Annotated in this window: 11 protein-coding genes; 9 read left to right on the top strand and 2 right to left on the bottom strand. The window is 62.8% G+C overall.

Features of this window, described 5'->3' with window-relative positions; translation table 11 throughout:
• From ABI546_RS02635 to ABI546_RS02620, 4 genes are all read left to right on the top strand, one after another.
• Window positions 1–608, top strand: a 608-nt coding sequence (locus ABI546_RS02635; RefSeq protein ID WP_348043829.1) for an Hsp70 family protein, incomplete at its 5' end; no start/stop codon positions are given.
• A gap of 63 nt (window positions 609–671) precedes the next feature.
• Window positions 672–2,897, top strand: a complete 2,226-nt coding sequence (locus tag ABI546_RS02630) for a TonB-dependent receptor (protein WP_348043827.1) — start codon at window positions 672–674, stop codon at window positions 2,895–2,897.
• 210 nt (window positions 2,898–3,107) lie between these two features.
• On the top strand, window positions 3,108–3,446 hold the full coding sequence (locus tag ABI546_RS02625) for a helix-turn-helix transcriptional regulator (protein WP_348043825.1): 339 nt from the start codon (window positions 3,108–3,110) through the stop codon (window positions 3,444–3,446).
• A complete protein-coding gene (locus tag ABI546_RS02620) occupies window positions 3,443–4,798 on the top strand; it encodes a type II toxin-antitoxin system HipA family toxin (protein ID WP_348043823.1) in 1,356 nt (451 codons plus the stop codon). The genes ABI546_RS02625 and ABI546_RS02620 overlap by 4 nt, the downstream gene beginning before the upstream one ends.
• A 161-nt stretch (window positions 4,799–4,959) precedes the next feature.
• Here ABI546_RS02620 and ABI546_RS02615 read toward each other — a convergent pair whose 3' ends face one another.
• Window positions 4,960–5,736 carry a glutathione peroxidase gene (locus ABI546_RS02615; protein ID WP_348043821.1) on the bottom strand — a complete coding sequence of 259 codons (777 nt, stop codon included), beginning with the start codon at window positions 5,734–5,736 and terminating at the stop codon, window positions 4,960–4,962.
• 272 nt (window positions 5,737–6,008) lie between these two features.
• Here ABI546_RS02615 and ABI546_RS02610 point away from each other — a divergent pair, with 272 nt between their 5' ends.
• From ABI546_RS02610 to ABI546_RS02600, 3 genes are all read left to right on the top strand, one after another.
• On the top strand, window positions 6,009–6,749 hold the full coding sequence (locus ABI546_RS02610; protein ID WP_348043819.1) for a DNA-formamidopyrimidine glycosylase family protein: 741 nt from the start codon (window positions 6,009–6,011) through the stop codon (window positions 6,747–6,749).
• Between the two features lie 92 nt (window positions 6,750–6,841).
• Window positions 6,842–7,294: a DUF2721 domain-containing protein gene (locus tag ABI546_RS02605; RefSeq protein ID WP_348043817.1), complete on the top strand. Its 453-nt coding sequence runs from the start codon at window positions 6,842–6,844 to the stop codon at window positions 7,292–7,294.
• A gap of 463 nt (window positions 7,295–7,757) precedes the next feature.
• The gene (locus ABI546_RS02600; protein WP_348043815.1) at window positions 7,758–8,306 is read left to right on the top strand and encodes a hypothetical protein; all 549 of its coding nucleotides are present in this window, start codon (window positions 7,758–7,760) and stop codon (window positions 8,304–8,306) included.
• A 4-nt stretch (window positions 8,307–8,310) separates the two neighbouring features.
• On the opposite strand, the gene ABI546_RS02595 is transcribed toward ABI546_RS02600, so the two are convergent.
• Window positions 8,311–9,270 carry a LysR family transcriptional regulator gene (locus ABI546_RS02595; RefSeq protein WP_348043813.1) on the bottom strand — a complete coding sequence of 320 codons (960 nt, stop codon included), beginning with the start codon at window positions 9,268–9,270 and terminating at the stop codon, window positions 8,311–8,313.
• A gap of 116 nt (window positions 9,271–9,386) precedes the next feature.
• Here ABI546_RS02595 and ABI546_RS02590 point away from each other — a divergent pair, with 116 nt between their 5' ends.
• A complete protein-coding gene (locus tag ABI546_RS02590) occupies window positions 9,387–10,811 on the top strand; it encodes an acyclic terpene utilization AtuA family protein (protein WP_348043811.1) in 1,425 nt (474 codons plus the stop codon).
• The gene (locus ABI546_RS02585; protein WP_348043809.1) at window positions 10,808–11,179 is read left to right on the top strand and encodes a hypothetical protein; all 372 of its coding nucleotides are present in this window, start codon (window positions 10,808–10,810) and stop codon (window positions 11,177–11,179) included. Before ABI546_RS02590 ends, ABI546_RS02585 begins: the two co-directional genes overlap by 4 nt.
• Window positions 11,180–11,246 lie beyond the last annotated feature (67 nt).

Below are 11,246 nucleotides of genomic sequence, written 5' to 3'. Positions count from 1 at the left end.
ACATAGGCGGCACCGACTTCGACAAATACCTGAGCCTGGCCAGCGTGATGCCCACTTTGGGCTTGGGTAGTCGGCTGGTGAGCGGGCTGGAAGTCCCGTCGGCGCAGTATTTCAACCTCGCAACCTGGCACACCATCAACCAGGTCTACAGTAAAAAATCATGGACGCAGATCGCCGACATCCGCCGCAGCGCAGTCGACAAAGACAAGCTCGACCGCTTGCAGAACCTGGTGCGCGAGCGTGCAGGGCACTGGCTGGCCATGCAGGTCGAGGCCGCCAAGATCGCGCTGTCTGACGCACCTGAAACCACCATGGACCTGGGGCGCATCGCCCCGGGCGAAACGCTCACCTTGCACCGGTCCGACTTCGACGCGGCCATCAGCGAGCTGGTCGGCACGGTGGCGCGTACCGTGATGGGGCTGCTCAAAGATGCTGCAGTCAACCCGGACGATATCGACACCGTGTTCTTCACCGGCGGTTCCAGCGGCGTGCCTTTGCTGCGCGAGCAGATTTCCGCGATGCTGCCGCAGGCGCGCAGCGTGGAAGGCGACCGCTTCGGCAGCATCGGCGCGGGGCTGGCGCTCGATGCGTTGCGTAAGTTCGGCTAGCCTGCGGCAACTCGGCCAGGCGATTTTGCGGTGTCGGCCTACAGCCGCGCGGTGGCAAGCGCCATGCTGGCAAGCTACGATGGCTCGGCCTCGCTCGAGGTTCATCGCCATTCATCGATCACGCCGTTCATGCTTTATCGCTTACGTATTGCCGCGTTTCCTGCCATGCCGAGGCCTATTTCGCTGGCGATAGCGCTGGCCTTGTCGTTATGGGGGAACGGCCCAGTGTGGGCCCAGTCGCTTGCACCGGTCACCGTGACCGCCACCCGCACCGAGCTGCCGCCCTTTGATGTTCCGGCGTCCGTCGATGTGCTGGACGGTGAGCGGCTTCGCGCCGACGGCAGGGCGCAACTTAACCTCTCGGAAAGCCTGGCGCTGACGCCGGGCGTGTTGGCGCGCGACAGGCAAAACCAGGCGCAAGACCTGCAGCTGTCGGTGCGTGGCTTTGGTGCGCGCTCTACCTTTGGCGTGCGCGGTGTGCGCATGTATGTCGACGGCATACCCGCCACCATGCCTGATGGGCAAGGCCAGCTGTCGCACATCGACATCGGCTCGGTCGAGCGCGTAGAGATTTTGCGCGGGCCTTTTTCTTCGCTCTACGGCAATTCGTCGGGGGGCGTGATGCAGGTGTTTACCGAACGCGGCGAAGGGCCGCTGACCCTTACGCCCAGTGTGGCTTTTGGCAGTGATGGTTTTTACCGCAGCGGCCTGAAGGCCACGGGAAGCAGCGGCTCGCTGGGGTATGTGCTAAATGCCAGCCGCTTTGGCACCGACGGCTACCGCGACCACAGCGCCGCCACGCGGGACATCGGCAACGCACGCTTCGACTGGGCATTGGAAGGTGGGCGGGAATTGATGCTCGTCGCCAACCATGTCGACATCACCGCCGACGATCCGCTGGGCCTGAGCCGCGCGCAGTTTGACACCGCGCCGCAAAGCGCCGACGCATCGGCCACGCAATTCAACACGCGCAAAACGGTGCGGCAAACGCAGCTGGGCTTGGTCTATGTGCACCCGCTCGGCAGCGGCGACCAGCTGCGTGCCATGGTCTACCAGGGTGACAGGCAAACCGTGCAATACCAGGCCATACCGGTGGCGGTGCAGGCCAGCCCGCTACACCCCGGCGGCGTGATTGACCTCGCGCGGCGTTATGGCGGCATCGACTTGCGCTGGACGGGCCAGACCCAACTCGCGCAGCGTCCGCTGGAGCTGGTGGCGGGCCTGTCGTACGACGCGCTGCGCGAGCAGCGCCGCGGGCTGCAGAACTTCAGCGGCACCACCCTGGGCGTGATGGGCGCATTGCGGCGCGATGAAATCAACCGTGCCAGCAGCCTGGACCCTTATGCCCAGGCCAGCTGGAAGATCGCACCCCGCTGGACCCTGCTGGCAGGCGTGCGGCACAGCACGGTGCGTTTTGAGTCGAACGACCAGTACGTGGCAGGCCCCAACGGCAATGACAGCGGCAACGCAAAGTATTCGGCCACGCTGCCGGTGGCCGGCGTGCAATTCGCACCCTCAGACAACCTGCGCTGGTACGCCACCGCCGGCAAGGGGTTCGAAACACCCACACTCAACGAAGTGGCCTACCGCGCCAATGGCGGCACAGGCCTCAACTTTGACGTGCGGCCGTCCCGCAGCAACAATGCCGAAGCCGGCGTGAAGTGGCGCAGCCCGCAAGGCAACACCACCCGCTTTGAATCGGCCGCCGCCGTCTTCCAGACCGATACGCAAGACGAGATCGTGACCCAGACCAATGTAGGTGGCCGCAGTACTTTTCAGAATGCCGGCGCCACACGTCGCAAGGGCCTGGAGTTGAGTTCCAGTGTGAAGTGGTCCGGCCACTGGCAGGCGCAACTGGCCTACACCTGGCTGGACGCCCGCTACCGCGACGGCTTTGCCACCTGCACCGCATCGCCGTGCTCCACGCCCAATGTGGCTGTGCCCGCAGGCAACCGCATCCCCGGCATCGCACGCTCATCCCTTGCGTTAGAGGCCGGCTGGCGCCCGCCGCAGGGCTGGCGCGCCGGCGTCGAGCTGCGCTACCTGGGCAGCGTGCCCGTGAACGACAGCAACACCGACGCGGCCGCGTCGTATGTGACGGCCGCAGCGCACGCCGGCTACGTGCTGCAAACCGGTGGCTGGCGCGTTGCCGCCACTGTGCGCGTCGACAACCTCACCAACAAAAAATACGCAGGCTCGGTGATCGTCAACGAGGGCAATGGCCGCTACTTTGAGCCGGCGGCAGGGCGGACGTGGCTGGTGTCGGTGACGGGGAGTTATGGGTTTTGAGGTGCGGCTTGCCATTGACTTAGCTTGCAGCAGCTAGGTTTGCCTGTCAAAGCTACGCTGAATGGCTAAGACGTTCTTACATGATCCGGTCGTGCTTGGCGGTGGATAATTAACTATTGTTTTCATATTAAAGAATAGTTTTCTATTGCTGATTGAGTTTAAAATAGATAAAATACTATCGTTAATAAATAAAACGATACTTTCATATCTATGAAAACCCTCTTCGACATGGCCTCCCGACTTGAAGCCGAGCGTCAGCGGCTGAACATCGACTACCAAGCCCTGGCGGAGAAAACCGGCCTCACGCCGCTGTCTGTGCGCAGCGCCTTGCAGGGGCGTACTGCACCGCGCATCACCACGGTGATGGCGCTGGCCGACCAGCTGGGGCTGGAGGTGGTGATGTTGCCCAAGGTGGTGGCGATGGGGCTGGAGGCGCAGAGTGAGGAAAGCAGCCCGGCGGCGGCGCTTTCGCGGGTGGACCGGTTGGTGGCTGACACGCGTGAGCGGGCGGCCGGCCCCAAATCAGCCAAAGGCGGGCCTGCTGAATGAACGTCCTCGCACTGGACATCTACCTGGGCCGGCGGCGTGCCGGGCTGCTATTTCAGTACGGCACAGGCGCCACGGCGCTCACGCGTTTTATTCCTGACGAAGCCTTCTGGTCAGACCCGGCCGCGCCGGTGTTTTCGTGGGCCGCCACAGACGACGACGCGCAGCGCCGCGAGATTTTCTGGCGCAGCTATGTGAACACGCCGTTCTTTAATGCCGAAGGTGGGCGCTTGCCGGCGTTCTTTCAAAACCTGTTGCCCGAGGGGCCACTGCGCCGCCACCTGGAGCAACTGCGCGGTTGCGGGCCCAACGACCATTTCGACATGCTGGCCGCTTGCGGCACCGACCTGCCGGGCAATGTGTATGCCTATCCGGCTCACCTTGATGCCGAGGCGCTGGCCGGTGTCGTCACCCAGCACCATGACGCGCTGGAGATGTCTGTCACGGCCGACCCTTTGCCCGATGCGACTTCGCTCTCCGGCGTGCAGCCCAAGCTGGCGCTGGTGCAGCAGGGCGGGCGCTATGTGGCGCGCACCAAAGACGCCGAGGGCACGCACATCATTGCCAAGCTGCCTACGGCTGAATTTGTACTGCTGCCTGAGGTGGAAGAATTGTCTTTGCGCTTGGCGCAGGCCGCGGGCGTGCAGGTGTGCGAGGCTTGGCTGGCGCCCATGGACGAAATCGTGGCCGAACAACCCTTTGTGCTGGGCGAGAGCCGCCATTTTCTGGCCGTCAAGCGCTTTGACCGTGGGGCGGAAGGGCATATCCACTGCGAAGACTTTGCGCAAATCCTGCGCATCCAGCCCGAAGACAAATACACGCACCCCGCCGCCAGCTACGCCGCCATGGCCCGCACGCTGCGCGAAGGCATGAGCCTGCCAGCCCAGGTGGGCGAGGGCGCGGCCGAAGAGCTGATACGCCGCGTGATGGTCAATGAGATGCTGGGCAATTACGACGCCCACGTGAAAAACTTTGGCGTGCTCTACCGTGACGGCCGCACGCCCGAGCTGTCTCCTGCTTATGACGTTGTGGCCTATGCGGCCTACTTGGGTGGGCGCGGCCATGCACTGCGTTTTGTGCCCGGCGGGGAAAAGCAGGCCCGGCTCACAGCGCAGACCTTGCGCAGCTTCTGCAACGCCACCGGCATGTTTGAAACGCGTGTGCGCGGCGTGCTCAATGAGGCGGTGGGCAAAGCCTGTGAGTCGTGGCCGCAAATGATTGCCGAAAGCCCGCTGCTGGATCGGCAAAAGCAGAATTTACTCAAGCACTTCGAAGCCTGCGATGCCGTGGTCAGCTGGCGCGCGCGGCGCGCGGCAGGGGCCAAGCGCAGGGCGCAGAGCGCTGCGATTCCTTGAGGAAGCGCTGAACAAGCTCCTTGCGGCGCGCGATCAGCCGGGCTCGGGCGGCCTGCTGCGTTGAATTTCTTGCCAATAGCCAGCTATTGGCTGCGAAATCCGCCTTGCATTCCATCCCGATCCGGCTGCCGCACCTCCGCAAGAACTTATTCAGCACTTCCTTAACTCAAAAACTGGCGCGGCAACGCGGGTTCCACCTTGGGCTGTGCTTCTTTCAGCCAGGCTTGCAGGTCTTCCGATCCACCGATTTTTTTGCCGCCTATAAACACCTGCGGCGTTGTTCCCGCGCCGGCCACCGCCTGCAGCGTGCTGGTGGTAATGCCGTGGCCCAGGCTGATCTCCTCATAAGGCATGCCTGCTTCGTCCAGCATGGCTTTGGCCTTGGCGCAAAACGGGCAGCCGGGCTTCGTGAAGAGGGTGGCAGCCTCGGGCGCTTTCGCCTCGGGGGCTATGTACTTGAGCATCGTGTCGGCATCCGAGACTTCAAACGGGTCGCCTTCCTTTTCGGGCTCAATGAACATCTTTTCGACCACGCCATCCCGCACCAGCATGGAGTAGCGCCACGAGCGCTTGCCAAAGCCCAGGTCGCGCTTGTCGACCAGCATGCCCATACCCTCGGTGAAGTCGCCGTTGCCGTCCGGAATCAGCGTGACGTTGCCGGCCTCTTGCGCCTTGCCCCATTCGTTCATCACAAAGGCGTCGTTCACTGCAAAGCAGACCACGTCGTCAATGCCATGCGCCTTGAAGGTGTTGGCCAGCGCATTGAAGCGCGGCAGGTGGGTGGACGAGCAGGTGGGCGTGTAGGCGCCCGGCAGCGAAAACGCCACCACGTTCTTGCCCGCGAACAGGTCGGCGCTTTTCACGTCGGCCCATGTGTCGTCTCGCCGTGTTTTAAAAGTGACATCAGGGACGCGCTGTCCCTCGTGGCTGGAAAGCATGGAGATCCTTTTTGACTGTTGGGGTTGGAAGGCGTTGCGAAGCTGCGGTAGCGGTTGCGCAGTGGCAAGGCCTGTAATGGCATTGTGTGGACCCGCTTGCGGCTGGGCTGTCGGACGACGATGACATTGCTGTAGGGCAATCCCACGTGCGGGCGGCGTGCCTTCCCGTCAGGCGGGCCCGGCCCAGGCCCACAGGCGGCGGTTGGGTTGGCCTTTCAGAATCGCTGACGCCTGCCGTGCCCAGGCGAAACAAGTGAAAAGAAAGGCTGTCCATGCCCGAAGGGCCATCTATCCAGATCCTCAGGGAAGCAGCGACCCAGTTTGCCGGCAAGACGGTGGTACGCGCCAGCGGTAACAGCAGCATCGACATGGTCCGGCTTGTGGGCCGCCGCGTGGTGGCGGTGCGCAGCTGGGGCAAGCACTTCCTGATTGAGTTCGTGGGATTTTCACTGCGCATCCACCTGCTCATGTTTGGCAGCTACCGCATCAACGAGGGCAAGGACGGTGCCGTGCCGCGCCTCAGCCTGAGATTCGCCGGAGGCGAGGAACTGAACTTCTACACCTGCTCGGTGCGATACATCGAAGAGCCCCTGGACGCTGTTTACGACTGGGGTGCCGACGTGCTGTCGGATGCCTGGGATGCCGCCGCCGCCCGCAAGAAGTTGCGCGCCATGCCCGACACGCTGGTCTGCGATGCGCTGCTGGACCAGACAGTGTTTTCCGGCGTCGGCAACATCATCAAAAATGAAGTGCTGTTTCGCATCCGGGTGCACCCCTTGTCCACCGTGGGCGCCTTGCCTGCAACCAAATTGCGTGAGCTGGTGGTGCAGGCCCGGCAGTACAGCTTTGATTTTCTCGAATGGAAGAAGGCGTTTGTGCTCAGGCAGCACTGGCTGGCCCACACCAAGCGCATTTGCCCGCGGTGCGACATTCCTTTTGTGAAGGCCCATCTCGGCAAAACCCAAAGGCGCAGCTTCTTTTGCGAGAACTGCCAGCGGCGTTACGAAGCATGAAGGGCTCAGCCCAGCTGAGCTGGCGCTGGCGGGCGTGCAGGGGCATGACAAAATATAGGCCTTGTACTCAACCCCCGCTGCTGGAGCTTCGCATGAACTTTGCCCCCGACCTTGCAACGGTCACCCATGGCATCCAGCTGGCGGTGGCGCCCGTGTTCTTGCTCACTGCGGTGTCCGGCATGATCGCGGCGGTCGCCGGGCGGCTGGCGCGCATTATCGACCGCGCGCGTTTTCTGGAAAACCGGCTGGAGGCCGGAGGCGTGGAAGAAGCGCGCGCCCAGCGGATGTACTCAGAACTCGGCGAGTTGCGCCACCGCGGCTGGCTGGTCAACATCTGCATCGCCTTTCTGACCTTCTGCGCCATGCTGATCGGCACCACCATCATCTTGCTGTTTCTGGGGGAGACCAGTGAGTTGCCCACGCTGCGCATCGCCACCATCTGCTTTCTGTCAGGCGTGGTGTGCTTTCTTCTCGCGCTGGTTTGCTTCCTGGCTGAGACGCTGTTGGCCACACGCCTGCTCAAGTTTGCCGAACCGCAAAAGTAGCGCTGCGCTTTGAGGCTGGATTGCCTCGTGAGCTAAAAATGGCTGCAGGCCAAATGGAATGAGCGCAAGTAGCTATCAAAAGTGTAGCAATGGTGTTTTCCCGGTGACAGTCGCGGCTGCACGAGCCATGGTTGTTTCGCTGCTCCGCAATGCGAGACAACATATGACCATGAAACAGCTTGTTTCCTGACACTCCTGTGCCTGTCTGGCCGTCAGAATCGGCGCAGCTCTGGGCTCTGGGCTCTGGGCTCTGGGCTCTGGGCTCTGGATGCAGGCGTGCTCATGCGAAAGGTCTACAGGCAACGCGGCAGGTGCAATCCCTGTCAACGGTAGCCGCAGGCCCCCGTTAGACAAGGGCATTGTGCATTTGTGCTTCTGTGGATTTGCTGCTTGTGTTGAGGTTCACAGTGGCCTGTGCGCTACCCATCCCGAGCTTTGAACCGAAAACTACTGGAGAACCGTGATGACAACAACTACCCTGAAAACAGGTTTGAACCTGTCCGGCCGTGCCCTGGCAATTTTCATGGCGGGCGCGCTGGTGTGCTCGGCAAGCTTTGCCGAAAAACCCGAATGGGCCGGCGGCGGCAAGAACAAAGACAAGGGTGGCAAGCACGGACAGGTGGAGCAGCATGACCAGGACGATCATGGCGGCAGCAAGGCCAAAGGCAACAAGAAGCACCGCGAAGACGTAAAGGTCGGCGGCTATTTTGTTCCCGAGCAGCGTGTGGTGCTCCAGGACTATTACGGCAAGCAATTCAAGTCCGGCCATTGCCCTCCCGGCCTTGCCAAGAAGAACAACGGCTGCATGCCTCCGGGCCAAGCCAAAAAATACGCTGTGGGGCAACCGTTGCCTGCCGGTGTAGTGTATTACCCCGTCCCTTCATCAGTCGTGGTGCGTTTGGGGGCTCCGCCCTCAGGCCACAAATATGTCCGGGTGGCATCTGACATTTTGCTGATTGCGCTAGGCACCAGCATGGTGGTGGATGCCGTCCAGGATCTGGGCTCGCTCTAAGTTCTCAGGCTGTAGTTTTCCCGGGGTTGCGGCGTTTGGGCTGCGACCCCCAAGCTTTCATGCGCTCCATGATGAGGTCATGCAGCGCCTGTGCCGCCACGGACAAGCTGCCTTCCTGCCGGCGCACAGCATAAATCATCCGTGACAGGCCGGCCGTGGCCAGCGGCCGTGTTAGCAGATTTTTCCGCTCAAAGTGAAAGAGCGTCAGTGCCGGCACCACGCTGATGCCGATGCCTGCTTCGACCATGCCGGTCACCGTGGCCAGCTGGTCCACTTCCAGCACGGTCTGGGTTTGCAAAGGATGCAGCGCCGCGTCTAGCGCCTGGCGCACGCTGCTGTTGCGCGACATGTGGATAAATGGGTAGGCCGCCAGTTTCTTCAGCGTCAGCACTTTTTCTGCGGCCAGGGGGTGGTCCGTGCGGCAGACCAGGTGAAAACGGTCGGTGCACAGCAGCTGCGTGACCAACCCGGCATGGCTGCCAGTGGAGGCGAGTGCGAAGTCGGCCTTGCCGCTACGCACCAGCTCGACGCAGGGGTCCGACAGCAAGTCGCTGAGATTGAGTTCAATGCCGGGCCAGCGTTGCCGGAACTCTGCAAAAATTGCGGGCAACCAGCCCGCTGCAAGTGAGGGCAGGGCCGCCACATGCACGCGGCCCTTGCGGCGCTCTACGTGGTCGCTCAGCTCCCCGACCACTGCGCTGAAGTCACCAAGCAATTGCCGCGCCGGCGTTTCAAACAACCGTCCTTCAGCCGTCAACTGCACGCTGCGCGTGTCGCGGTCAAACAGTCGCGTATTCAGCTCCGCTTCCAGGGTCTGGATCAGTGCGCTGAACGCAGGCTGCGACAGGTGGCAGGCGGCAGCGGCCCGGGTAAAGCTGCTCAGCTCGGCCAGCGCCACAAACGCCCGCAGCTGGCGTGTCGACAGATTGGGGTTGCGTGCGGGTGGGTGTGTGGTGGGGATCAAGGCGGTGACGGATGAAATCAGGCAATTAATCTGATTTTCAAGTTAATCGATCTGATATTTGCATTTTACAAATAAAAGACCAAAGCGTAAATTGGCCGCATTCCACCCAGTTCACGATGATTGCAACTGCCACCACCGCTACTTCCACCACTGAGACAGCCGTCCAGCCCGCCAATCTGCTGATTGGCTGCGCCGCCGGCTTTTCGGGTGACCGTGTGGATGCGGCCGGTCCGGTGGTGGATACCCTGATCGCAAGGGGCGGGCCGGCTTTTTTGATTTTTGAGACGCTGGCCGAACGCACGCTGGCACTGGCGCAACTGCGCCGCCGTGCCGACCCTGGCGCGGGCTTCGAGCCGTTGCTGGACGACATGCTGCGCCCCGTGCTGGCGCGCTGCTTGCAGCACCGCATCCGCATCGTCAGCAATTTCGGCGCGGCCAACCCGATGGGCGCAGCGCGGCATATTCAGGCCATGGCCCGCGAGCTGGGTTTGCCTGCGCCGCGCATTGCGGTGATAGAAGGCGACGACCTCTCGGAGGAAAAGCACCGCGAGCTTTTGCGTGCCCAGCTTGGCGGCGCGATGGACGGCATTCGCATGGTCAGCGCCAATGCCTACATTGGTGCTGAAGCGATTGCCGCTGCGCTGGACGCCGGCGCGCAAATTGTGGTGGCGGGGCGGGTGGCTGACCCATCATTGACCGTCGGGCCGGCCATGTCGCACTTTGGCTGGCGTGCCGACGACTGGGACCGGCTGGCGCGCGCCACCATGGCAGGCCATTTGCTGGAGTGCGGAGCGCAGGTCTGCGGCGGTTATTTTGCCGACCCCGGTTACAAAGACGTTCCAGATTTGCACGCCATCGGCTACCCGATTGCCGAGATCAGCGCTGACGGCCACTGCATCATCGGCAAGGCCGCCAACACCGGCGGGCTGGTGAACCTGGCCAGCGTCAAAGAGCAACTGCTGTACGAGGTGCATGACCCGGCGGCTTACCTCACACCCGATGTGGTGGCCGACATCAGCGCGGCGCAGATTGAGCAGGTAGGGCCCGACCGCGTGGCGCTGAGCGGCGTGCGCGGCCATCCCCGGCCGCCCAGCTTGAAGGTCAACCTCTGCCATGAGGGCGGCTGGCTGGCCGAAGGTGAAATCTCCTACGCCGGTCCGCGTGCCGAGGCCCGCGCTCGACTCGCGGCCGACGTACTGCGCCGGCGCCTGCCGGCCCTGGCGCTGCGGGTGGACCTGATCGGCGCGCTCAGCGTCATGGGCGACGACGCCGGTCGCCTGCTGGCCGCAACACCGGCCGGCGATGCGCGCGATGTACGCCTGCGCGTGGCCGCCACGCACGCAGACAGGGCCGAGGCCGAGCGGCTGGCGCGGGAAGTCACCGCCCTGTATTGCTGCGGCCCGGCCGGCGGCGGCGGCGTGCGCACGGCCTTGACGCCCAGGCTCAACACCTTGTCGTGTCTTGTGTCGCGCGAAGCCCTGAAGGTGTCATTCAAGATGCTGGATACCGCCGTGCTGGACAAGGCAGGGGAGGCCGCATGAGCCAGGCAATGATCACCGTGCCGCTGTACCGCGCCGCACATGGGCGAACCGGTGACAAGGGCAACCGTTCCAACATCAGCGTGATTGCCTGGCATGCTGATCTTTACCCGGTTCTTTTGCAGCAGCTGAACGAAGCCGCCGTGGCGCGCCACTTTGCCCACCGTAAGCCCAGCCGCGTGCAGCGGTTTGAGCTGCCCTTGCTGAGCGCCCTGAATTTTGTGCTCGACGACGTGCTCGACGGCGGCGTGAACGATGCGCTCAACCTCGACACACACGGCAAGTCGCTGTCATTCTGGTTGCTGGATTTGCCCATTGAGGTTCCCACTGCACTGGCGGGCTTGCTGGCCGGGGGAGGGCACGCTTTTTAACCTGACAGGACCGGCATTCACCAAGGCATCAAGGCATCAAGGCATCAAGGCATCAGGACGAGATCAA

Origin of the sequence: Polaromonas sp. (assembly GCF_039932935.1) — a bacterium.
Taxonomy (GTDB): Bacteria; Pseudomonadota; Gammaproteobacteria; order Burkholderiales; family Burkholderiaceae_C; genus Polaromonas.
This window is presented reverse-complemented; position numbering and strand designations above follow the sequence as displayed.

Excerpts from the sequence above, each read along its gene's own strand:
- ABI546_RS02630 (WP_348043827.1), top strand. The coding sequence starts at position 672 with ATGCTGGCAAGCTACGATGGCTCGGCCTCGCTCGAGGTTCATCGCCAT.
- ABI546_RS02625 (WP_348043825.1), top strand. The coding sequence starts at position 3,108 with ATGAAAACCCTCTTCGACATGGCCTCCCGACTTGAAGCCGAGCGTCAG.
- ABI546_RS02620 (WP_348043823.1), top strand. The coding sequence starts at position 3,443 with ATGAACGTCCTCGCACTGGACATCTACCTGGGCCGGCGGCGTGCCGGG.
- ABI546_RS02615 (WP_348043821.1), bottom strand. The coding sequence starts at position 5,736 with ATGCTTTCCAGCCACGAGGGACAGCGCGTCCCTGATGTCACTTTTAAA.
- ABI546_RS02610 (WP_348043819.1), top strand. The coding sequence starts at position 6,009 with ATGCCCGAAGGGCCATCTATCCAGATCCTCAGGGAAGCAGCGACCCAG.
- ABI546_RS02605 (WP_348043817.1), top strand. The coding sequence starts at position 6,842 with ATGAACTTTGCCCCCGACCTTGCAACGGTCACCCATGGCATCCAGCTG.
- ABI546_RS02600 (WP_348043815.1), top strand. The coding sequence starts at position 7,758 with ATGACAACAACTACCCTGAAAACAGGTTTGAACCTGTCCGGCCGTGCC.
- ABI546_RS02590 (WP_348043811.1), top strand. The coding sequence starts at position 9,387 with ATGATTGCAACTGCCACCACCGCTACTTCCACCACTGAGACAGCCGTC.
- ABI546_RS02585 (WP_348043809.1), top strand. The coding sequence starts at position 10,808 with ATGAGCCAGGCAATGATCACCGTGCCGCTGTACCGCGCCGCACATGGG.